Annotated in this window: 20 protein-coding genes; 7 read left to right on the forward strand and 13 right to left on the reverse strand. The window is 73.5% G+C overall.

All coding sequences use genetic code 11. The annotated features are described in order from the left end of the window. Positions 1 to 135: 135 nt before the first annotated feature. The 5 genes from MYF83_RS03330 (at position 136) to MYF83_RS03350 (ending at position 7,082) form a co-directional block, all read left to right on the forward strand. Positions 136 to 1,368, forward strand: coding sequence for a glutamate-cysteine ligase family protein (locus tag MYF83_RS03330; RefSeq protein WP_248958642.1), 1,233 nt, complete (start codon positions 136 to 138; stop codon positions 1,366 to 1,368). Then, the gene (gene egtB / locus MYF83_RS03335; protein ID WP_248958643.1) at positions 1,365 to 2,666 is read left to right on the forward strand and encodes an ergothioneine biosynthesis protein EgtB; all 1,302 of its coding nucleotides are present in this window, start codon (positions 1,365 to 1,367) and stop codon (positions 2,664 to 2,666) included. Before MYF83_RS03330 ends, egtB begins: the two co-directional genes overlap by 4 nt. Beyond that, complete coding sequence (gene egtC / locus MYF83_RS03340) at positions 2,667 to 3,377, forward strand: ergothioneine biosynthesis protein EgtC (RefSeq protein ID WP_248958644.1); 711 nt, start codon at positions 2,667 to 2,669, stop codon at positions 3,375 to 3,377. A 222-nt stretch (positions 3,378 to 3,599) separates the two neighbouring features. Beyond that, positions 3,600 to 4,652 (forward strand): L-histidine N(alpha)-methyltransferase, encoded by a 1,053-nt coding sequence (egtD, locus tag MYF83_RS03345; RefSeq protein ID WP_372500081.1) that lies wholly within the window; start codon positions 3,600 to 3,602, stop codon positions 4,650 to 4,652. Between the two features lie 276 nt (positions 4,653 to 4,928). Beyond that, positions 4,929 to 7,082 carry a hypothetical protein gene (locus tag MYF83_RS03350; RefSeq protein WP_248958645.1) on the forward strand — a complete coding sequence of 718 codons (2,154 nt, stop codon included), beginning with the start codon at positions 4,929 to 4,931 and terminating at the stop codon, positions 7,080 to 7,082. Between the two features lie 157 nt (positions 7,083 to 7,239). Here the strand turns inward: MYF83_RS03350 and MYF83_RS03355 are convergent, their stop codons facing one another. The 6 genes from MYF83_RS03355 to MYF83_RS03380 form a co-directional block, all read right to left on the reverse strand. Beyond that, positions 7,240 to 7,578 (reverse strand): hypothetical protein, encoded by a 339-nt coding sequence (locus MYF83_RS03355; protein WP_248958646.1) that lies wholly within the window; start codon positions 7,576 to 7,578, stop codon positions 7,240 to 7,242. Between the two features lie 74 nt (positions 7,579 to 7,652). Next, positions 7,653 to 7,940, reverse strand: a complete 288-nt coding sequence (locus MYF83_RS03360; protein WP_248958647.1) for a type II toxin-antitoxin system HicB family antitoxin — start codon at positions 7,938 to 7,940, stop codon at positions 7,653 to 7,655. A gap of 57 nt (positions 7,941 to 7,997) precedes the next feature. Beyond that, on the reverse strand, positions 7,998 to 9,929 hold the full coding sequence (locus MYF83_RS03365; protein WP_248958648.1) for an FUSC family protein: 1,932 nt from the start codon (positions 9,927 to 9,929) through the stop codon (positions 7,998 to 8,000). A 15-nt stretch (positions 9,930 to 9,944) separates the two neighbouring features. After that, positions 9,945 to 12,032: a xanthine dehydrogenase family protein molybdopterin-binding subunit gene (locus tag MYF83_RS03370; RefSeq protein ID WP_248958649.1), complete on the reverse strand. Its 2,088-nt coding sequence runs from the start codon at positions 12,030 to 12,032 to the stop codon at positions 9,945 to 9,947. Next, the gene (locus MYF83_RS03375; RefSeq protein ID WP_248958650.1) at positions 12,029 to 13,015 is read right to left on the reverse strand and encodes an FAD binding domain-containing protein; all 987 of its coding nucleotides are present in this window, start codon (positions 13,013 to 13,015) and stop codon (positions 12,029 to 12,031) included. The genes MYF83_RS03370 and MYF83_RS03375 overlap by 4 nt, the downstream gene beginning before the upstream one ends. Continuing rightward, complete coding sequence (locus MYF83_RS03380) at positions 13,012 to 13,656, reverse strand: (2Fe-2S)-binding protein (RefSeq protein WP_248958651.1); 645 nt, start codon at positions 13,654 to 13,656, stop codon at positions 13,012 to 13,014. The genes MYF83_RS03375 and MYF83_RS03380 overlap by 4 nt, the downstream gene beginning before the upstream one ends. 206 nt (positions 13,657 to 13,862) lie before the next feature. Here MYF83_RS03380 and MYF83_RS03385 point away from each other — a divergent pair, with 206 nt between their 5' ends. Continuing rightward, the gene (locus MYF83_RS03385) at positions 13,863 to 14,492 is read left to right on the forward strand and encodes a helix-turn-helix domain-containing protein (protein ID WP_248958652.1); all 630 of its coding nucleotides are present in this window, start codon (positions 13,863 to 13,865) and stop codon (positions 14,490 to 14,492) included. 170 nt (positions 14,493 to 14,662) lie between these two features. Here MYF83_RS03385 and MYF83_RS03390 read toward each other — a convergent pair whose 3' ends face one another. Next, positions 14,663 to 15,550, reverse strand: coding sequence for a tryptophan 2,3-dioxygenase (locus MYF83_RS03390; RefSeq protein WP_248958653.1), 888 nt, complete (start codon positions 15,548 to 15,550; stop codon positions 14,663 to 14,665). Between the two features lie 146 nt (positions 15,551 to 15,696). On the opposite strand from MYF83_RS03390, the gene MYF83_RS03395 reads away from it, so the two are divergent. Next, positions 15,697 to 16,128: an Lrp/AsnC family transcriptional regulator gene (locus tag MYF83_RS03395; RefSeq protein ID WP_248958713.1), complete on the forward strand. Its 432-nt coding sequence runs from the start codon at positions 15,697 to 15,699 to the stop codon at positions 16,126 to 16,128. 99 nt (positions 16,129 to 16,227) lie between these two features. Here MYF83_RS03395 and MYF83_RS03400 read toward each other — a convergent pair whose 3' ends face one another. The 6 genes from MYF83_RS03400 to MYF83_RS03425 all read right to left on the reverse strand — a co-directional run bounded on the left by MYF83_RS03400 (position 16,228) and on the right by MYF83_RS03425 (position 22,072). Next, positions 16,228 to 17,067 carry an alpha/beta fold hydrolase gene (locus MYF83_RS03400; RefSeq protein ID WP_248958654.1) on the reverse strand — a complete coding sequence of 280 codons (840 nt, stop codon included), beginning with the start codon at positions 17,065 to 17,067 and terminating at the stop codon, positions 16,228 to 16,230. A gap of 58 nt (positions 17,068 to 17,125) precedes the next feature. Then, the gene (locus MYF83_RS03405) at positions 17,126 to 17,401 is read right to left on the reverse strand and encodes an isoamylase early set domain-containing protein (protein WP_248958655.1); all 276 of its coding nucleotides are present in this window, start codon (positions 17,399 to 17,401) and stop codon (positions 17,126 to 17,128) included. A gap of 515 nt (positions 17,402 to 17,916) precedes the next feature. Next, on the reverse strand, positions 17,917 to 19,053 hold the full coding sequence (locus MYF83_RS03410) for an alpha/beta hydrolase family protein (protein WP_248958656.1): 1,137 nt from the start codon (positions 19,051 to 19,053) through the stop codon (positions 17,917 to 17,919). A 32-nt stretch (positions 19,054 to 19,085) separates the two neighbouring features. After that, on the reverse strand, positions 19,086 to 20,108 hold the full coding sequence (locus MYF83_RS03415; RefSeq protein ID WP_248958657.1) for an LLM class flavin-dependent oxidoreductase: 1,023 nt from the start codon (positions 20,106 to 20,108) through the stop codon (positions 19,086 to 19,088). Between the two features lie 207 nt (positions 20,109 to 20,315). Further along, positions 20,316 to 20,711, reverse strand: a complete 396-nt coding sequence (locus MYF83_RS03420; protein ID WP_248958658.1) for a TIGR04076 family protein — start codon at positions 20,709 to 20,711, stop codon at positions 20,316 to 20,318. Between the two features lie 50 nt (positions 20,712 to 20,761). Then, the gene (locus MYF83_RS03425; protein WP_248958659.1) at positions 20,762 to 22,072 is read right to left on the reverse strand and encodes an amidohydrolase family protein; all 1,311 of its coding nucleotides are present in this window, start codon (positions 22,070 to 22,072) and stop codon (positions 20,762 to 20,764) included. Between the last annotated feature and the right edge of the window lie 55 nt (positions 22,073 to 22,127).

Below are 22,127 nucleotides of genomic sequence, written 5' to 3' on the forward strand. Positions count from 1 at the left end.
CGCCTCCGGGCGCCGGGATGGAAACGCCCACGTCCCGCAGGCTCCCCACGCACTCTCGCCTCTCCCGCACGCCCGTCCCGATCAGGAGGCTCCCGGAACTCTGCCGACCGTAAACACCTCAGCGTAGGAGGGTCCATGATCGGTACGGAGAACAGCGACGAGCGAGTCCGCGGCCAGGCGGACGTGGAGGAGTTCGCACGACGGTGCTTCCAAGGCACCCCCGGCGACAGGATCGGCATCGAGCTCGAGTTCCTCGTCTTCGACCGCGACGAGCCCGCCCGGCACGTCCTCGTCGAGCGGGTCGCCGAAGCCCTCCCCGCCCTGCCCCGCGGCAGCGCGGCGAGCTTCGAGCCCGGAGGCCAGCTGGAGCTCTCCGGCCCTCCCGGCGACCTGCGGGGAGCCCTCTCCGGCCTGGCCACCGACCTCGCGACCGTGCGCGCGGCCCTGCACGACCACGGGCTCGCTCTGGTGGGCATGGGGCTCGATCCGCTGCGGCCGCCCCTGCGCCAGCTCCGGCAACCCCGCTATGAGGCGATGGCGGAGCTGCTCGGCGTGCCGTACGGGCCGATCATGATGTGCCTGACGGCGTCCATCCAGGTCAACGTGGACTTCGGCACGCGGCCGGCCGCCCGGTGGGAGCGCGCGAACCGTCTCGGGCCCGTCCTCAGCGCCGCCTTCGCCAACTCCGCCGTCCTCGGCTCCCGCCCGTGCGGCTGGATGTCGGGCCGCCAGGCCGTGTGGCTGCACCTGGACCCCACCCGGACGCGCCCCGTCGTGGCCGACGGCGACCCCGCCGAGGCCTGGGCCAGGTACCTGATGGACGCCCGGCTCATGCTCGTCCCCGAGAAGCGCCCGCGCCGCCACACCCCGCCGAGCCGGGCCACGTTCGGCGGATGGCTGAAGGCCCCGGGCCTCGGCGGGCACCGGCCCACGGCGGGCGACCTCGCCTACCACGCGACGACGGTGTTCCCTCCGGTCCGTCCCCGCGGATGGCTGGAGATCCGCTACCTGGACGCCCTGCACCCGAGGTGGTGGCCCGCCTGCGCGGCGGTGACCTCGGCGCTCCTGCTCGACGACCGCGCCGCCGACACCGCGCTGGCCTGGGCCGAACCGTTCGCCGACCGCTGGTGGCAGGCCGCGCACGTGGGCCTCGGGGACCCTCGGCTGCGCCTGGCCGCCGAAGGCTGCTTCCGCGCCGCCATCGAGGCGCTCCCCCGGCTCGGCGCCGGCGCCGGCCTGGTCGCGGACGTGGAGGCCTACACCGACCGCCACGTCACCCCCGGCCGCTCCCCCGCCCTGGACGTGCTGCGCGCCCACGACGCCGGGTCCGAGCCGTCCGCGTGGCTCGGCGAGGAGGTCGCCGCATGACCGGCCTGAAGGAGCGCATCGCCGCCGAACTGGAAGCGGGACGCGCCCGCTCGCTGGCCTACACCGACGTGGACGACGAGGTGCTGGTGCGCAGGCACTCCCAGTTCATGTCGCCCCTGGTGTGGGACCTCGCCCACGTCGGCAACTATGAGGAGCTGTGGGTGCTGCGGGAGGTCGGCGGGCTCACCCCGCTGCGGCCGGAGATCGACGCGATGTACGACGCGTTCACCCACTCCCGCCGCGAGCGCCACGCGCTGCCGCTGCTCCGGCCCGCCGAAGCCCGCCGCTACATCTCCGGGGTGCGCGGCCGGGTGCTGGACGTGCTGGACGCGGCCGACCTCGGCGACCCCGACCCGCTCCGCTCCGGCGGCTTCGTGTTCGGGCTCGTCCTGCAGCACGAGCACCAGCACGACGAAACGATGCTCGCCACCCTGCAGCTGTCCGGCGAACCGGGCCTGGTCGGCGACGGCCCGCTGCCCCCCGGGCGGAACGCCTTCCCGGCCGAGGTGCTCGTGCCCGCCGGGCCGTTCACCGCCGGGGCCGGCACGCTGCCCTGGGCCTACGACAACGAGCGGCCCGAGCACCGGGTCGACCTGCCCGCGTACTGGATCGACCGGTACCCCGTCACCAACGGCGCCTACGCCGAGTTCATCGAGGACGGCGGGTACACCGACCCGCGCTGGTGGAGCCCGCGCGGCTGGAGCTGGCGGGACCAGCGGGGGATCCTCGCGCCGCTGTTCTGGACCCGCGACGCCGGCACATGGTGGCGCACCCGCTTCGGGCGGACCGAGCCGGTGCCCCCCGACGAGCCCGTGCAGCACGTGAGCTGGTATGAGGCCGACGCCTACGCGCGATGGACCGGCCGCCGGCTGCCCACCGAGGCCGAGTGGGAGAAGGCCTGCGGGTGGAACCCGCACGCCGGACGGGCGGGCGCCTACCCGTGGGGGGACGCCGAGCCCGGGCCCGAGCACGCCAACCTCGGCCACCGCGCCTCGCGGCCCGCGCCGGTGGGCGCCTTCCCCGCGGGGGCGAGCCCCTGCGGCGCCGAACAGATGATCGGGGACGTGTGGGAGTGGACGGGATCGTGGTTCCTGCCCTACCCCGGCTTCCGCTCCTTCCCCTACTCCGAGTACAGCGAGGTCTTCTTCGGCGCCACCTACCGGGTGCTGCGCGGCGGCTCGTGGGCCACGCACCCGCTGGCGGTCCGCACGACGTTCCGGAACTGGGACCATCCACACCGCCGGCAGATCTTCGCCGGGTTCCGGTGCGCCCGCGCGGCGACGCCGGAGGAGGCCTAGATGTGCCGCCACGCGGCGTGGCTGGGCGCCCCCCGCCCGCTCACGTCGCTGCTCGACGACCCCGGGCACGGCCTGCTGCGCCAGTCGTACGCGCCGCGCCACCAGCGGTGCGGCGCGGTCAACGCCGACGGGTTCGGCATCGGCTGGTACGACCCGCACCACCGGGAACCGGTGCGCTACCGGCGTTCGGTCCCGATCTGGACCGACGCCAACCTGCCGGCGCTCGCCGGCGCCGCCCGGTCGGGCTGCCTGATCGCGGCCGTGCGCTCGGCGACCCCCGGCATGCCCCTGGAGGAGTCCGCCACCGCGCCGTTCACCGAGGGACGATGGCTGCTCAGCCACAACGGGCGGGTGTCGCGGGATGCGGTCAGGCCGCTCGCCGGCGACCGCGAGCCGGAGAGCGCCTGCGACTCGGCCTGGCTCGCGGCGGCGGTGTTCGCGCGGCTCGGCGCCGGAAGCCCGCTGTGCGACGCGGTGGCCGCGGTCGTGGTGCCCGCCGGCCTGGACGATCCAGGAGCCCGGCTCAACCTGCTGGTCACCGACGGGGACGCGGTCGTGGCGACCGCCTGGCACGAGACCCTGTTCGTCCACCTCGGCGAGGGGGTGCTGCTGGCCAGCGAGCCGGTGGACGACCGGCCCGGCTGGGAACCCGTGCCCGACCGGCACCTGGTGCTCGCCACTCCCGACGGTGTCCGCGTCCAGCCCCTCTGACCCGCCGACCGCCCTTCCGACCGCACGCCTGCCCGCACCCGTCCGATCTCGCCACCCGTCCGCCTGACCTCGCCGCCGTCCGGCCTCGCCACTCGTCCGGCCTCGCCGTCACAGCGCCCGCATCCGCCTCTGCGTTCACCGCTCCCCCCGCGCCCGGCCTTGCCTCCCGCCCACGACCAGCGCTCCGCGCGACCAGTTCCGCCGTCACACCAGGAGGCCCGCGTGTCCGTCACCCAGATCCCGCTGCCGTTCCTGTACACGGTCAACCACCTCGGCCCCGACCACCGCCGCAGGGCGCTCGCCGAGGACGTCCGCACCGGGCTGACCTCGACGCCCAAATGGCTGCCGCCCAAGTGGTTCTACGACGCCACCGGAAGCGAGCTCTTCTCCCGGATCACCACGCTGCCCGAGTACTACCCCACGCGGCGGGAGCTGGCCATCCTGCGCGAGAACGCCGCCGAGATCGCCGCGCTGTCCGGCGCCGACACGCTGGTCGAGCTCGGCTCGGGCACCAGCGACAAGACCGTCCTGCTGCTGGACGCGCTCGCCGGCGCCGGCACGCTGAAGACCTACTCCCCGGTCGACGTGGACGCGGCCACGCTGGAGGCCGCGGCCCGCCGGGTCGCCGCCGCCCATCCCGGCCTGGCCGTCTGGGCGGTCTGCGCCGACTTCGAGCGGCACCTGTCCCGGCTGCCGCGGACGGGCAGGCGGCTGGTCGCGTTCCTCGGCGGGACGATCGGCAACCTCGACGACGAGGCGCGGGCGTCCTTCCTCTCCGAGCTGCACGACACGCTCTCCCCCGGCGACGGCCTGCTGCTCGGGGCCGACCTGGTGAAGGACACCGGGCGGCTGGTGGCGGCCTACGACGACAACGCCGGGGTGACGGCCGCGTTCAACCGCAACGTCCTCACCGTGATGAACCGCGAGCTCGGCGCGGACTTCACCCCCCAGGCGTTCGAGCACGTGGCCCTCTACGATGCGCGGCGGCACCGGATCGAGATGCGGCTGCGGGCCACCCGTCCCATGCGCGTGAACTTCCGCGAACTCGGCCTGACGGTCGCCTTCAGGGCCGGCGAGGAGATGCGGACCGAGATCAGCGTCAAGTTCTACCGCTACCGCCTGGAGCGCGAGCTGCTGCGCTGCGGCTTCGCGGTGAGCCGCTGGTACACCGACCCGGCGCAGGACTTCGCCGTGGTCCTGGCGTTCGTCCCGGAGGGGCGGCACGCCGAGGAGGTTCAGGCGCCGCGAGGGCACCGCAGGAACGGCCGCAGCTGATCCGCGACAGCCTTACGCAAGAAAAGGGAAATATGCGGCTATCAATGGCAAAAAACTTTCACTCCACCGTTTACCCGGCATCGGGTGGATGTTTTTCCATCGCCGGGGAAACAGAGGGATCCCGTCCCACTCTTCCCCTGGTGAGACGGGCGGTCGGCGGGCCACCCCGCACGGCCGGGGCGCCGTTCGAGATATATGCTTTGAACCCAATCCGGCATTTTGCCGTTGATATCCCTAGATGCGGGAAGCACCGCATCGACCGAGGAGGTCCGCAGGGTGTCGGCGCAGGAAAGGCGGCTCTCGGCGATCGGGGAGGCCGCGGCCGGTGTTCTCCGCCACACCGATTACCATCTCGTCCGGGCCGAGGACGTCGCGGCGGCCGTGCGGCTCTCCCGGGAGGGCCAGAGCGGGCGGCGCAGCGCGGTCTGGCTCTACAACGAGGTCAAGAGCCGCAGGGTCCTGGTGGCGCTCGCGATCCACCACGCCTTCGCGGAGTTCGCCGAGCGCAACGGCCCGCGCGAGCCGCCGCCGGTCCCCGGGAGCCTGGTCGAGGCGCGCGACCTGGTCACCCGGGCGCTGCTCCTGGTCGCCCGGTTCCACCGCGCCGAGTTCTTCCTCACCCAGCAGGTCCAGCTCGGGATCGGCGACATCGCCACCTCCGAGAAGCGCCAGTCGGCCCCCCAGGAGCCGCCGAGCTGGCCCGACACCGCGATCGGACAGGCCGCCTCCGCCGGCTGGGCCGGGCGGGTGTTCGCCTACGCCGGCCACCTCACCCCCGTGCTCGCCGCCGCGGCGCAGGCGGTGTGCCTGCCGCCTCCGGGATGGGCGCGCTCCAGCGCCGAGAGGCTCTCCGACCTCGCCTTCGACGCGCTCACCGACGACCTGGACGGCCCGGTCGACCGGCAGGCCGCGGCGCTGAGCGCCCACTGGTACGAGCGGCACCTGGTCCCGCTGGCGGGCTCGTGGATCGACGACCTGGACGTGGCCGAACGCGTCCGTGACCTCACGCGCCGGTCCGCGCCCGGCACGCGGGCCGAGGCCGACGCCCAGGCCGGCGTCCTGCGCTCCCTTCTCGACACCGGCATCCTGCTCGAACGCGGCGCGCGCGAGGCCTCGGAGCTGTCACGGCTCCTGTCGCCCGCCGGAACCGGCGAGCACGCCGACCCGCTCGCCCTGTGCGACGCCCATGGCCGCCGCGGCCTCGCCCTGCTCAGATACGGCGACCTCGCGTCCGCCCGCGCGAGCTTCCTGTCCTGCCTGGACATCGCCGAACGGGAGCTGAGCGCGCGCGACCCGGAGGAGGCCGCCCTGTACGCCGCACGGGCGCGGCACAATCTCGGCGAGGTCATGATGGAGGCGGGCCGGCCGGTCGAGGCGGCCGAGCTGATCGACAAGGCCCGTCCGGCGCCCGGCCAGGGCGGCGACCCGGGCACGGGCGTCTCCCCGGCGTGGCGGCGCCACACGCTGACCGCCCAGGCGGCGGCGCGTGCCGCCTCCCGCGCCGGCAGGGTCGTGGAGGGGCTGCGGCTGGCCGAGGCCGTGGCCGCCGACCGGCTGGCCCGCCTCGGCGAGCCCGGCGACATCAACGTGGTCGCCGCCCGGGTGTCCCTCGCCGAGACGCTGCTGGAGGCCGGCCAGCCCATCGAGGCCCGCCACGTGCTCCAGGAGGCCCGGCGCCACCGCGCCGACCTGCTGCGCCCGATCGCCTACTGGGCCGCCCACGACACGGTGCGGCTCGCGCAGGTCGAGCTCGTCTCGCACGAGCCGGGCGCCGCCCTGCGGCTGCTGGAGGTCTCCCCCGTCCTGGACGAGTGGTTCGCCCGGCACGTGTCGTTCGGGCTGTGGGCGGAGGCCCGGACGGTGCGGGCCCTCGCCACGGCCCTGGTGGGCGACGCGGGCACGGCGCTCGGCGCCCTCGGCGAGCTGACGGACCTCCTCGGCGCCGCGCCGGCCGAGGGCCTGCTCCTCCCGGTACGGCGCGCCCTCGCAGAAGTGCAGTTGATGTGCGGCGACGCGCGCTCGGCCGCCGCGACCCTGGAGGAGGTCCGGGCCGCCGAGACCGAACCGGGCGATCCCCCCGGGCGGGCGCGCACGATGCTGCTCGCCGCCCGCTGCGAGGACGACCTCGGCCGGGAGGCGGCGGCCCGGCGCCACCGTGCCGAGCTGGCCGGCCTCACCGGGCTCGACCCCGCCCACCCCCTGCTCCTGGCGGGACGCTACGACGAGGCCGCGCGCCGGTTCGAGACCGGCGGCTTCGAGGGGCTGGAGGAGCTGCTCGCGCCCCTGCTCGACCGCACGCCCCTCGGCCACGGCCGCCCCGCGCTCGGGGACGGGCATCCGCTGCTCCTGAACGCCGTCGTCCTCGCCGACCGCAGCGGCGCCGTCCGCCTCCCCCGCTCCCCACGCCAGGTGCTCTGGGAGGACGCCTGACCGGAGCCACCTCCCGCGCTCGACTCGCTGAAGTTCGAACGCATGGACGGGCAGACCTACCGCGCATTCGGCTACCGGCTCATCAGCATACCCGCCGGACCATTACCCGAACGAGTGACCACGATCTCCCAGCTCGCGGGACTTCCGAAACGCGCCCTTAGTTGAGAATGTCGATGACAGGGATGCCGGGGTAGCGCGCCTGCAGGAATTCGGGACGGGCGGTCAGGATGGGCCAGCCGCGTAGATCATGGAAGGCGGCCGCATGTGCCAGAGACAGGTCACTGATGGTCGTGCCCTTCAGTAGCCGATAACTGACCAGGAGCGCCTGCTGGGAGGTGAGCGCCGACTCTTCCCCTCCTAGGGCGAAGTCCGCTCCGAGTATCTGTGTGATCAGCCAGCGTTCCTCATCTGTTCTGGCCTGGGAGAACGCCTCCGTTACGCAGACGGAGGGGATCAGCAGGGAGGTCGCCGTCTCCTTGATCTCCCCGAGTCGCATGAAGGCTGCGGATTCTTGCCGTGCACATGCCTCCAAGGCGCTGGTGTCCATGATCAGTCCGGAGCGGGCGTCCACTACGCATTGCCCTCCATGTCGCGGTCCGCCCCTCCGGCGGCGAGGGCGGCACGGAAGCCGGCGCCGTTGTCGTAGATGCGCTGATACTCATCGGGGTCGGTTACCTTGAGCGCCTCGATTCTCGCCTCGAGCAGCGCGCTCAACTGTGCGGCCCTGCTGAGCTTGTATTCAGCCGCTTCGGCCAGGAACGCCGAGATCGACGACGCCTGGCCCGCCTCCAGCCGCTCGCGGATCTTCGCCACGAGGTCGCTGGGGAGGCTGACGGAGAGCTTCTCTGTCGTTCCCATGCCGCGATGCTACTCGGGTAGCACCGGATGATCAATCGTCGTCGACTCCTGCTTGTACTACGCGTGGTCGGCGAGGGTGTCGCGCAGGCCGTGGACCGCCTCGCCGATCGGTTCGAGAGCCTTCTCTCCCTGGGCCTCGTCCCCGGCGAGCCGTGGGCGGTGGCGCACCGGGTCTCCGGAGCGGACGCGCTCGGCGATGTCCTCCAGCGACGCGGCGACCTCCTTGACCGCCTCGTCCGACGGCTCGGGCCCGCCGTGCTCGCTACGCACCGCCGTCGCCGCCGTCGCGTCGGCGACCTTCTCCAGTGCCGTCATCGCCGGCAGCCAGGTGGTGACGCGCCTGCTGACGGCGGGCGGCTCGGTCAGCGCCCGCTGGAAGACCGTCCGCAGGTCGGCGAGGGCGTCGAACGCCTGCCGGTGCAGCAGCGCGCCGCCGGGGCCGCCGTCGAACGCGTGCCGCAGGTACCGCGCCGTGGCCGACACCGCGTCGGCGAAGCGCGGCCGGACCGGGGCCTGCCAGCTCGCCGGCCAGGGCAGGTAGCCGACGAGCAGCACGATGGCGCAGCCGACGAGCGTGTCCACCAGCCGGATCTCCGCCAGCCGGGGACCCATCCCGGTGAGCAGGTCCACGAGCAGCACGACCACCGGCACCTGGAACGTCGACATCAGCCCCCAGTTGCGCTGCTGCCCGTACGGCAGGAGCGCGGCGAAGATCGCGATGGGGATCAGGATCGCGGGCCCGTACGGCACCAGGTAGAGCAACACGGTGCCGAGGAGCGCGCCGACGACGGTGCCGATGCCGCGCTGGACCGCCCGGGCGAACACCGACCCGAAGTCGGGCTTGAGCACCAGCGCGACCGTCAGCATGGTCCAGTAGGAACGCTGGATCCAGTGCAGCTCGCTGAGCACCGCCGCCACTCCCATGCACAGCGCCAGCCTGACGGTGTAGACGCGGGTCAGGTGCCCGTACATCATCCGCTCCCACGCCCGCCTGACCCGGGTGCCGAACCCCATCCGCTCATAAGGGGGACGCTCCTCCGGGACCTCGCCTCCGGAGACCAGGTCAGCGGCCTCGTTCACGGCCGAGCACAGCGCCCGCAGCGCCGGCGAGGACGGCTCGAACCGCCGCAGGCGGGGAGCGTCGCCGCCGGCCAGCGCCGCGGCGATGGCGCCGACGGCCTGCGCCACCTCGGGGGCGGGCTCGCGGCCCTCCTGCGAGAGCGACAGCAACGCGTTGCGTATCCGGGTGGCCTGGTTCAGCAGGGCGATCAGCCGGGTGCGCTCCTGGTCCGGCCCGGCCGCCGCCGACCGGGCGCTCAGCACCGTGTCGTAGGCCTTCTTGAGGGCGGTGTCGAACGCCTTCACGGCGTCCGCCCTGTCGGAGTGCCACCGCGACAGGAGGCCGCCGAGCGCCTGGTAGACCTCGGCGACGGCGGCGTCCTCGGCGGCGCGGGGACGGAGCGGCCAGCCGGCCACCGACAGCAGGAGCGCCCACGCCGCGCCGGACGCGTACAGCAGCGCTCCGGCGACGGGCCGTTCGGGGAAGGACACGCCGATGCCGAGCACCGTCATCACCAGGAGCTGGAGCCCGGCCAGCGAGCCCGCGGCGCCCACGAGGCTGATCAGCGCGGACACCGCCGAGACCACGACGACCACCAGCACCGTCCACCAGCCGAGCCCGTGCACGGAGTGGCCCACCAGGTAACCGGCCGAGCCGCCGGACGCCGCGCAGGCGATGCGGATGACCCGGGCGCGGTAGGTGCCGCCCCGGTCGGCCAGCGCCGCCGCCATGGCTCCCATGCCGGGCAGCAGCCCCAGCGTGAGCCGGCCCAGCGCCAGGCCGGCGATCAGCGGACCGGTGACCGAGGCGGCGACCCGCAGCATCGCCGGCCAGTTCGGCCGGGCGGGGACCGGCCGGACCGTCTCCACCAGCCAGCCGGGAGCGGCGCCGGCCAGCCGGTCGGCGGGACGCCGGAACGGTCCGAGCATGCGCGCGGGACGCGCTCAGCGCACCAGCTTGTCCATGCGGATCGGCAGGTCGCGGATCCGCACCCCAGTGGCGTGGTGGACGGCGTTGGCGATCGCCGCGGCGGTGCCGACGATGCCGATCTCGCCGATGCCCTTGGAACCCATCGGATTGAGGTGTGAGTCGTCCTCCTCCACCCAGAAGGCCTGCACGTCGCGGACGTCCGCGCACCCCGCGATGTGGTACTGGGCGAGGTCGTGGTTGAGGTAGTCGCCGAACTCGCGGTCCATGATGCTTTCCTCCAGAAGAGCCATCGACAGGCCCATGGTCATGCCGCCGATGAACTGCGAGCGCGCGGTCGTGGGGTTGAGGATGCGGCCTGCGGCGAACACGCCGAGCAGGCGCAGCACGCGGGTCTCCCCGGTGTCGGCGTCCACGCCGACCTCGGCGAACTGGGCGCCGAAGGCATGGCGCGCGAACGGCTCCTGCGCCCGAACCTCCTGGGTGGTGTCCGCGGTCGCCTCCAGCCCGCCGGGCGGCACCGCGCCCCCGGCGGCCTCCAGCCGGTCGCGGAGGGCCTCGCAGGCCCGCACCACGGCCGTGCCCCACGAGGCGCTGCCCATCGACCCGCCCGCCACGACGGCACTGGGCAGCGCGCTGTCGCCGAGCTCGACGACGACCAGGCCGGGCGAGGTGCGCAGGGTGTCGGCGGCGATCTGGGCGAGGATCGTCCTCGCGCCGGTGCCGATGTCGGCGGCGGCGAGGCGCACGGTGAACCGCCCGTCCGGCTCGGCCCGCGCGGACGCCGACGACGGGGCGCGGTAGGCCGGGTAGGTGGAGGCCGCGACGCCGGTGCCGACCAGCAGCCGGCCGCCGCGCCGCACGCCCGGCTCGGGGTCGCGACCGGCCCAGCCGAAGCGCCGGGCCCCCTCGCGCAGGCAGGCCACCAGGTTCCGCGAGCTGAACGGCAGCCCGCTCTCGGGGTCGGTCTCAGGCTCGTTGCGCACCCGCAGCTCCACCGGGTCGACCCCGCAGGCGATCGCCAGCTCGTCCATCGCCGACTCCAGCGCGAACATGCCCGGCGTCTCCCCTGGCCCGCGCATGTACGACGGCGTCGGGACGTCGAGCCGGACGAGCCGGTGGGTGGTGCGCCGGTGCGGCGCCGCGTACATCATCCGGGACGGCACGGCGGCCTGCTCGGCGAACTCCGCGACGATGGAGGTCTGCTCGTACACGTCGTGGGTGATCGCGACGAGCCGCCCGCCGGCCTCGGCGCCGAGCCTCACCCGCTGGATGGTCGGCGTGCGGTATCCGGTGACCGCGAACATCTGCCGCCGGGTCACGGCCAGCTTGACCGGCCGGCCGACCTGCTTGGCGGCCAGCGCGGCGATGACCACGTGCGGAAGGATCTTGAGCTTGGCCCCGAAACCGCCGCCGACGTAGGGCGAGACGACCCGCACGTGGGCGGGCGGCATGCCGAACAGCGACCCGAGCGACGCGCGGAGGCTGGAGGCGCCCTGGGTGGGCTCGTGGACGGTGAGGCCGTCTCCGTCCCACTCGGCGATCGTCGCGTGCGGCTCCATCGGGTTGTTGTGCTCGGCCGGGGTGCTGTAGACGGCGTCCACCACGACCGGGGCCGAGGCCAGGGCGGCGTCGGGGTCGCCGTCCTCGGTGTCGGTCGCGTAACCGGCGTTGACGCGCTCGGGACGGTACATCCGCGGGTGGTCGGCGCGCAGCTCGACGTCGTGCTCCTCGGCCGCGTACTCCACGCGGAGCAGCCGGGCCGCGTTGCGGGCGTCCTCCAGGGTCTCGGCCACCACGACGGCGACGTACTGGCCCCGATAGGCCACCCGCCGCGACTGCAGGACGGCCAGCTCCTCGTCCGCGCTCGGCAGCCGGGGCGCGTTGCCGTGCCAGATCGCCGCGACCACGCCGGGACGCTTCAGAATGGCGTCGACGTCCACCTCGAGGATCTCGCCCCGGGCGATGGTGGCCTGGACGGGCACCGCGTGGACCAGGCCCGCGGGGGCGTTGTCGTAGGCGTACCTCGCCCGGCCGGTGACCTTCTCCACGGCGTCCACGCGGTCGAGCGCGGAGCCGACGTGCCTGCTGCCGGTGACGGTCATCGCGCCTCCGCCAGGTCGGCGAGCACGCGTACCAGCAGGTTGCGGGCGAGGGCCACCTTGAAGCGGTTGAGCGGAAGCGGGCGGGCCGCGGCCAGCTCGGCGTCCGCCGCACGTCCGAACTCCTCCTCGGTCGCGGGCGCGCCGCGCAGTGCGGTCTCGGCCGCCTCGGCCCGCCAGGGGACGTGCGCGACCGCGCCGAGGGCGATGCGGCAGTCGCGCACCACGCCGCCGTCCACCTCGAGCACGGCCGCGACCGACACCACGGCGAAGGAGAACGACGCCCGGTCGCGCGCCTTGCGGAAGCGGGAACGGCCGCCCGGCCGCGGCGGGGGCAGCTCCACCGCCGTGATCAGCTCGCCGGGTGCCAGGACGGTGTCGCGGTCGGGCTCGTCGCCGGGCAGCCGGTGCAGGCCCGGCATGGGCACGACGTGCGCCCCGCCGGGGCCCTCCACGTGGACCTGCGCCCCGAGCGCGGCCAGGGCGACCGCCATGTCCGAGGGGTGGGTGGCCACGCAGCTGTCGGAGTGGCCGAGGATCGCCAGGTTGCGGTGGTCGCCGGCGCGGGCGGGACAGCCCGTGCCGGGGCTCCGCTTGTTGCAGGGTTTGGAGACGTCCTGGAAGTAGGCGCACCGGGTGCGCTGGAGCAGGTTGCCTCCCACCGTCGCCATGTTGCGGAGCTGGCCGGAGGCGCCCGCCAGCACGGCCTCGGCGAGCATCGGGTAGCCCCGGCGCACCAGGGGGTGCGCGGCCAGGTCGCCGTTGCGGACGCCCGCGCCGACGCGCAGGCCACCTCCGGGGGTCTCCTCGACGGTCGCGGGCGCGGCGCGGGTGACGTCCACGAGGGTGCCGGGAGAGACGACGCCGAGGCGCATCAGGTCGATGAGGTTGGTGCCGCCGCCGAGGTACATGACGTCGGTGCTCGTGCCGGTGGCCTCCAGCGCCTCGGCCACGGTGGAGGGGCGATGGTAGGCGAAGGGTCTCACCGCGCCACCTCCGCGATGGCCGCGACGATGCCGGGATAGGCGCCGCAGCGGCACAGGTTCCCGCTCATGCGCTCGCGGATCTCCTCCTCGCCGAGGCGCACCGGCTCGGGCGGCCCGTCTGGGAGGGCTCGCGCGGCGGGGTCGTGTGGAGGTGCGGCGGGGTCGTGCGAACACCCGGCCGCCTCGGGCCCGGCGCCGGGCGGGCTACGGGGGGTTACCAGGCTGGGCCATCCCGCCGCCGCCTCGGCCAGCACGCCGGCCGCCGAGCACAGCTGCCCGGGAGTGCAGAAGCCGCACTGCAGGGCGTCGTGGTCGATGAACGCCTTCTGGAGGGGATGGAGGGCGCCCCCGCTTCCGAGGCCCTCGACGGTGGTGATGGTCCTGTCGTCGACCGACACCGTGAGCGTCAGGCAGGACACGACCCGCCTGCCGTCCACCAGCACCGTGCAGGCCCCGCACTGCCCGTGGTCGCAGCCTTTTTTGGCGCCGGTGAGATCGAGGCGGCCCCTCAGGGTGTCGAGCAGTGTCTCCCTGGTGTCCACTGTGACCGGATATAGCTGGTCATTGACGGAAAGCTGGAGGTCGACAGTGATCGGAGCCGGGGCCGCGTCATCGTAGGTCGTGTTCGCATCGCCCTTCACCCGCGCTTCCCTACCCCCGGATGCACCTTCGCTACCCCATGATTCGTTCATCGTTGCCGGGGCCCGGCGCGAGCCCGGAGTGTCGCGCCAGGCCCGCCGAGGCGCGCCCGAATGGGCCGGTTGGCACCTGGACGGAGCCTGGGGTGAAATAGATTCTGTCTTTACCGAAAAGCGCGGCCGGGCCGCCCGATCGAGGAGGTCATCCGGTGGGCACATCGGAGCGCCAGGGCCGCGACGACCATGACGTCCGGGAGCGCCAGGACGCCGTCGGCGCCCGGATGCGCCGGTTCCGCAAGGAACGCGGCCTGACCCTGCGGGGGCTGTCCACCCGTTCCGGGCTCTCGATCGGGTTCCTCTCCCAGGTCGAGCGCGGCATCTCCTCCATCGGGCTCACCGCGCTGAACGGCGTCGCGGCCGCGCTCGACCGCAGCGTGGCCGACTTCTTCGACGACGAGCAGCAGAGCGCCGAGGAACGGGCGGGCGTCGCCCGGCTGCCGTCGCACTTCACGCTGACCAGGGCCTCGACGGCGGCCACCGAGTACGTCTCCGGCCAGCAGACCTACCGCATGCTGTCCGCGCGGGGGCCGAACCTCCTGCTGGAGCCGCTGCTGGTGCACATCGCCCCCGGCGGGCGGCGCGAGGACGCCTACGGCCACGCGGGCGAGGAGTTCGCCTTCGTACTGGAGGGCGAGTTGCTCTACGAGGTCGACGGCGTCGAGCACCGGCTGTATCCGGGCGACAGCGTCCACCTGCGCTCCACGGTCCCGCACAGCATGTACAACGACACCGACGGCGTCACGACGGTGGTGTCGGTGGTGACCCCGAGGCTGTTCTGATCCCGACGATCATGATTACCCCTCATGTCCGAGGGTGTGGGAACGCCGTTCTGTTAAGTGGGACGAAACACCATGAACATCGCGGCGGGGCGGCGCCGGCCGCGATCCGGGTGGGCTCGTGGCTCCGATCTCGGTACGGCCGGGGGCTCACAGCCGGGTGCGGCCGGGGCTCACATCTGGGTGCGGGCCGACCAGAGCTCGGGGAAGACGTCGCGGCGCAGACTGCGCTCGAGCCAGCTCAGCCCGCTCGACCCGCCGGAGCCGGCCTTCGCGCCCATCGAGCGCCGCACCGCCATGAGATGCCGGTAGCGCCAGTCGGAGAAGCGCTCGGACAGGTCGGTGAGCGTCTCGGCCAGCGTCCACAGCTCGTCGCCCGGGCCGCCCTCGGCGTAGACCCTGATCCAGGCGGCCTCCACCAGCGGGCTCGGCGTGTACTCCGCCGCAGGGTCGGCCGTTGCCGGGATCTCGAACCCCCGCCTGGCCAGCACGGCCAGCACGCTGTCGTACAGGCTCGGCCTCCGCAGGGCGTCGAGCAGCTCCTGATACACCGCTGAGCTGCGCCGATGCGGCCGGGTGAGCGGCTCGGACTTGTTGCCGAGCAGGAATTCCAGGTGCCGGTACATCGCCGACTGGAAGCCCGACGCCTCCCCGAGCGCGTCCCGGAAGGAGTTGAACTGGGCGGGCGTGAGCCAGCTCAGCGCGCCCCAGGCCGCGTTGAGCGCCTCGAAATACCGCACGCTGCGGGCGAGCACCGCGGTGGCCTCCACGACCTGGTCGTCGTCCAGCATCCGCTGCGCCAGCCGCCACTCCGACCGGATCAACCCGAAGTACAGCTCCATCACCTGTGTCGTCACCAGGAAGGCGCGCTCCTCTGGGACGTCGGTGACCGGCCGCTGGAGCCCGTGCAGAGCCTGCGCGGCCACGTAGTCGTCGTAGGGGGTGCCGTTCGCGAAGTCGAGGATGGGCGCCGCGGCGTGGTCGGCCGCCCCCCTCGGGGCGCGCCGCCGCGCGCCCACCGCTCCCGCCCGGGCACCGCCGGTCCGCCGCCTGCTGGTCATCTGAGCTCCTTAGTTCACCTCCATGTTCACTTAGATAGAATTTTAGTGAAATGATGATTCGGTGGCGATTCGACCGTTTCACTTTCGGGATGGAACGTGCAGGACGGTTTCCGGTTTGCGAGTGACGGAGCGTGACCGTGGACGCGATGGACTGGGCCTTGCTGGCCGAACTGCAGGCGGACGCGAGGCTGTCCTACAGCGAGCTGTCCCGGCGGGTGCACCTGTCGGCCCCGGCGGTCGCCGAGCGGGTGCGGCGGCTGGAGGAGACCGGAGTGATCAGCGGCTACCACGCCAGGGTCGACCTCGCCCGCGCCGGCCGTAAGGTCAGCGCGCTCATCCGGATGTCCTGCTACGGGGTGCGCTGCGTGCTGCGCGACAAGCAGGCGCTGGCCTGGCCGGAGATCGTGGAGGTCCACCGCGTCACCGGCGACACCTGCTGCCTGCTCCGCGTCGCCGCGACCTCGATGACGGCCTTCGAGGAGCTCATCGACCGCCTCGCCCCCTACGGCCAACCCTCCAGCATGATGATGCTGTCCAGCCCGCTCCCCTGGCGCGCCCTCACCCCCGTCGAGGAATGACCGGCTTCCCGCGCGAGGCGACCTTCATCTCAGGACCCCCTGGCGGTGGTCGCCACGAACCGGTCAGCCCAGGAACGGGGGGTCGACGCCGCGAGCCGGTCAGCCCAGGAACGCGGCGGTCGTCGCCACGAACCGGTCAGCGTCATCGACCCACGGAAAGTGGCCCGCTTCTGGCTGAACGACGAGTTCGGCGTTCGGGAACAGCGCGGCGTATTCGACCACGACGCTCGGGATCGTGTTCAGGTCGGTCTCTCCGGCGAGCAGCAGCACCGGCGCGGTGAACGCGGCGAGCGCCGCGCGGGTGGCATCCGGGTCGAAGGCGCCCTCAGCGCCGAAGGCGGCCGCGGCTTCGTCGTTCCGATGGCCGTCCTGGGCCGCCTGGTGGGCTTGTGCCGCCGCATCCCATCGACCGTAGAAGAAGGGGTCGATGGCCTTCCGGCCGTCGTCGGTGACGTTGCCGGCCACGATCGATTCAAGAGCCGCGAAGGCCGCTGCGAACCAGGGCTCGTCCTTGCGGAGCCTCGCGGTTTCAAGCCGGGACTCCCCGGTGGCGTCGATGCCGACGGCCCTGGTGCTCGGAGTGATCAGGGCGAGCTTGCCGACGCGTTGTGGGTGCCGGGCCACATACAGCACCGCGAGGTTCGCGCCGGCGCTGTGCGCGAGCAGGTCGAACCGGTCAAGACCAAGGTGCTCGCGCAGGGCCTCGACGTCATCGACGAGCCGGTCACAGCGGTAGGAGGCGGCGTCCTCCGGTATCGCGGACCGGCCGGTGCCCCGAGGGTCCACCATGATCAACTGCCGGTGCGCCGACAGGCCGCCGAGTTCGCCGAGGTAAACGGAGTCCTGCATCGGGCCGCCCGGCAGGCAGATCACCGGGATGCCCTCTCCGAACACCTCGTAGGCGAGCTCGGTTCCGTCATGCGCGGAGAAGGCGGACATGGCGAGGATCTTCTCAGCGGCGTTCCGACCAGGGCAACCGATTATCCGGCGGCCCGTGCTAGAGGTGGATCAGGCTGCCCTGGTGGTCGATGTGGTCGGCCGTCTCGTCGTCGAACCACACACCCTGGGTCGCCAGGTAGCGGAACCGGTGGACCCCCGGAGCCAGGATCACCGAGACGGTGCGCGTGCCGTTCCGGCGGCGGCGCAGCTCGTGGCGTCCGGGGCACCAGTCGTTGAAGTCCCCGACGACGCTGACCACGCCCTCGGGCCGGTCCACGGGCAGGGTGAAGGTGACACGGGTCTTGCGGCCGAACAGCAGCGTGCGCTTGAGCATCGAGGATCCTCCGGGTCGTGACAGGCCCAGCTTCCCGCAACGCCACTGATCTCCGATATACGGACACGCCAGACGTAACATACTGTTCACCCCCATTCCCCACCGATCCGAGCTCCGCACATCCCGCGCCCCCACCCCGCCAGACGGCCTCCCCTCCCCCACCGATGCGAGCTCCGCACATCCGGCGCCGCGTCGGCGGGAGGTGGTACGGCGAAGCCGGCGCCGCCGTACGTCGGGCAACCTGGCGTACCTGGATGGGCAGCTCAAGAAGCGCCGGCATCACGGTCGCGATCCGGCCCCACCCGGCACCCATGCCGGTGGTGAGCCAGGCCGACCCACCCGAGCAGTGGCTTCCCAACACGGCCAGGCGGGGTGGCCATGCCAGGGTGCCGGGTGGGCGGATCCCCCAGCCTCGGATCCGACACCTCGTGTTGTGCTGGGCACCCACGTTCACCAGGTTGCCCGCCGTATGCCGGGCGACCGGTGAAGGTCCGTGGTGACAGCCCCGGTCCGCCCTACTGGGGGCGGTGGAGGTCCAGGCGGATGGCCAGTTCCTCGGCGGTGGACTTCCAGATGGGCGAGGACGGGTCGATCACGGCGAAGTGGTCGCCGGGGGCTTCGAGGTAGGTCGCCTCGTCCCCCGCCGCCCGGGCGTACCTGCGGCCGATGTCGAGAAGGTCCAGATCGTCGGAGGCGCCTTGGACGATGAGCTGCGGGACGCCGAGCGGCAGCCGTTCCATCGGGCTGGACGCGGCGTACACCTCCGGGATCCGGTCGGCGGTGCCGCCCAGCGCGGCGGCGACGGCGCCGGAGCCCAGGTGGCGCCGGTCCCCCTCCACCAGGTCGAGCACCCCGGCCAGCGACACCGCGAGCGCCACCCGGCGCATGCCCGTGCCCGCCCGGGGCGTGTCGGCCACCACCCGCTCCTTGTCCGCCGCCAGGCGGAGCGCGAGCTGCCCGCCCGCCGAGTGGCCGATCACCGCGATCCGGTCGAGGTCCAGCGGGACGTCCACCGTCTCCAGCGCCGCGAGCCCGGTGGCCAGGTCGCCGGTCGTGGCGTCCCAGCCGTACAGGTCGGGGCGGCGGTACTCCAGGTTCCAGGAGGCGTACCCACGGTCGGCGAGGTCGATCGCGAGCGCGTCCATCAGGTCGGCCTCCCAGATGGACCTCCAGTAGCCGCCGTGGACCAGCACCGCGACCGGCGGGGGCGTGCCGTCGCCCGCGGCCGGCAGCCGCAGTTCCCCCCACTGGTCGGCGTGGCCGCCGTAGGGGACGCGGCGCGCGGGCCGGCGCGTCCGGTGCACCGCGTGGCGGATCGCCCAGACCAGCCCCAGGACCCCACGCCCCTGGTGGTGGGCGGCGCCGCCGGCCGCCGGGAGCGGGCCGACGCGCGCGAGGTCGAGCCATACCGTACGGGCCGCGCAGGCGGGCGGCGTGCCGATGAGCCGCCGGGCGTCCAGGTCGGGGCCCGGCAGCGCGACGACGGCCTGGTCGCCGCCCGCGCCGTCGAGCTCGGCGCGGAAGGCGTCCACATCGGTCACGGCGGCGAAACGCCCCGAGACGCCGAGCGCGGCCATCTCGCCCGCCGCCACCTCTTCCAGCAACCGCGTGTCCGCCGTGAGGCGAGGGCCGGCCACGACCAGCACGTGCACGTGTACTTCCTCCCGTTGGGTGACAGTGAGCGTCAGGTCGTCGATCCGGACCTCGCCCGGTCCAGCAGCGGCAGGACGGCGGTGCCGAGCAGGTGCACGCCCAGGTCGTCGTCGAGGCCGTGCGGCGTGCCGAACTCGACCCTGCGCACTCCCGCGTCGATCAGTGCCTGCGCCTGCGCGGCCACCTGCTCGGGCGTTCCGGAGAAGGCGAACATATCGAGCACGTCGTCGGGGATCAGCTCGCCGGCCGCCCGGTCGTGCCCGGCGCCGACCAGGTCCCGCACCCGAGCGAGCAGGTCCGCGGGTACCTCGGCGGTCGGATCCAGTTCCGCGACCACCGCCAGGTACATGGCGACCTCGGTGCGCGCCCTGGCCCTCGCCGCCGCGCCGTCGGTGTCGACGACGGTCACCGCGCCGAGCACGATGCCTATGTCGCCGGGGTCGCGGCCGGTCCACTCCGCGCCGGCGCGGACCCGCTCACGGATCACCGGCACCATCGCGGGGTTGGCGCTGCCGCCCACCTTGATCTCGTCGGCGATCCGCCCGGCGAGCGCCGCGCCCTTCGGACCCCACGCGCCGAGCAGCAGCGGCGGGTGCGGCCGGCGGACGGCGTAGCGCAGCCTCGTGCCGGGCTCCAGGCGGAACATGTCACCTTCGTACCCACCGGTGTCCCCGCCGAGCAGCCGGTAGATCACCTCGGCGGCCTCGGCGAGGGCGGTCAGCGGCCGGGGCTGGGCGATGCCGACCGCTCCGAGCCAGGTTCCCCGGGCCAGCCCCAGGTAGGCGCGGCCGTCTGAGGCGAGGTCCAGGGCGGCCAGCTGCCCGGCGATCTCGTACGGCGCGAGGGAGTAGGGGTTGAGGCAGGCCGTCCCTAGCCGTACGCGCCGGGTGGCGGCGGCCATCTCCAGCAGGGGGAAGATCGGCGGCTGGTACATCAGGTCGCCGAACACGCTGAGCACGTCGAACCCGTGCTCCTCGGCCAGGCTCGCGAGCCGCGCGTAGTCGCCGGGCCGCTTGTCACTCTGCAGACCGAGCCCGATCTCGGCGACGGTCATGGGTGGTTCCTCCAGTGGTCGGCTCGTCGCGGTCCATAGCGGCACCGCGCGGGTCAGGGCGGCGATCCCCGCAGGACCGCGCAGGTCAGGGTGCCGGTTCATCCCGGACCGCGCAGGTCGGGATGGCGGTTCATGCGGGCCCCGCAGGTCGGGACGGCGGTTCATGCGGGACCGCGCAGGTCGGGGGTGGCGGTGCACTCCGGCCGCTCAGGTCAGGTCGGCGGAGTTCATCCGGCGGCGCCGGGTGCGCTCCACCCGCATCACCAGGCGCTCCTCGGGGTCGGGGCAGGCGAACAGCGAGTCCTGGGCGAGCCAGTCCCCCGAGGCCAGGTCGCGCTGCTTGGCGGCGAGGAAGGGCAGGACTGAGGCCAGCGCGTACACGCAGAAGTGCTTGCCGTCGGGCAGGCGGAGGTGCGCGCTGTTCTCCAGTTCGAAGCTGTCGCCGACCCGCATGCCGCAGACCGACCGGCCCTCGATGCGATCGACGACGACCCGCAGGTCGTACAGCTCCATGTCCCCCTCGTCCGCCGCCTCCGCGTCCATCGCCATGTCGCTTCGCGCCGCCGTGGCCTTGCCCGTCTCCATGCCATCCTCGGCCGTCATAGGTCCGCCTTCGTCCTCGGGTCCGCCGTCAGGGAGGTCTCGCGGGCCGGTCACCGGACCGGCCCCTCGGCGCGGTCGTCGCGGCCGGCCTCTCCATTCAGCACCCAGCGGCCGTCGCGGCCGGCCTCTCGCCCCTTCGTCACCCAGCGGTCGTCGCGGACGACCTCTCCGCCCTTCATCACCCAGCGGATCCCCCGGAACGCCGAGGTGGTGGCCAGCGGGTCGTCGTCCATGGCGACCAGGTCGGCGTACCGGCCGGCCTCGACGGTGCCGAGGTCGGCGTCGGCGCCGAGCCACCGGGCCGGGCCGAGCGTCCCCGCGCGGAGCGCGCCCGCCGGGCCGAGGCCGGCCTCGGACATGTGCTCCAGTTCCCGTACCGTGGCGTTGGTCCCCTCGAAGGGCCAGAACGGGGGCATGTCACTGCCGAGCAGGACGGTGACGCCCGCGGCGAGGGCCATGGCGTAGCTCTCCAGGTGGCGCGGGCCCGCGCCGAGCGAGCGGCACTGCATCCACTCGGGCACGCCGAGTTCGTCGAAGAACTCCTTGCACCGCGTAACGAGCAGGGTCGGCACCAGGGCGGTGCCGCGCCGGGCCATCGCCGCCGCCACGTCGGGGGTCAGCTCGTAGCCGTGCTCGACGCAGTCGAGCCCCAGCTCCACGGCCTCGGCGATGACCGCGGCGGGCCCGGCGTGCGCGGTGACCTTGCGCCCCCAGGCGTGCGCCGTGGCCAGCACCGCCGCCATCTCGTCGGTGAACAACTGCGGGGTGTCGATGCGCTCGTGCTCCCCGGCGATGCCGCCCGAGATCATGACCTTGATCAGGTCGGCCCCGGCCTTGATCTGGTCGCGTACGCCGCGCCGGAACCCGTCGGCCCCGTCGCATTCCAGCGTGTCGGTGCCCTCGTGGCCGTGGCCACCGGTGCAGACCAGGGCGCGCCCCGCGGTGAAGACGCGGGGCCCGATCGCCCGGCCCGCCTCGATCGCCCGCCGCAGCGCGAAGTCCGCGTGGTCCTTCTCGGCGACGCACCGCACGGTGGTGACCCCGCACGAGAGGGTACGGCGCGCGCCGTCGGCCATGTACAGGGCGAGGTCGTGCGGCCCCATGCCCTTGACGTCGTCGCCCTGCCGGCCGGGCAGCGACAGGGACAGATGGGTGTGCATGTTGATCAGGCCGGGGGTGAGGTAGGCCCCTTCCAAGTCGAGGCGCCTGGCGCCGGGGGCCTGGCGCAGGACGTCCGCGCGCGGGCCGACGGCCGTGATCCGCTCGTCTCGCACCAGCACCGCCGCGTCGTGGACCGGGCTCATGCCGTCGGCCGCCCTGCCGTCCACCACGGTGCAGTTGACGATGACCACCTCGCCCATCGGCCGGCCCCGATCCCTGAGAGAAGCCGCTGTTCATGAACATGAGCAGCGGTTT

The sequence above is a fragment of the Sphaerisporangium perillae genome (genome assembly GCF_023276435.1).
Classification (GTDB): Bacteria; Actinomycetota; Actinomycetes; order Streptosporangiales; family Streptosporangiaceae; genus Sphaerisporangium; species Sphaerisporangium perillae.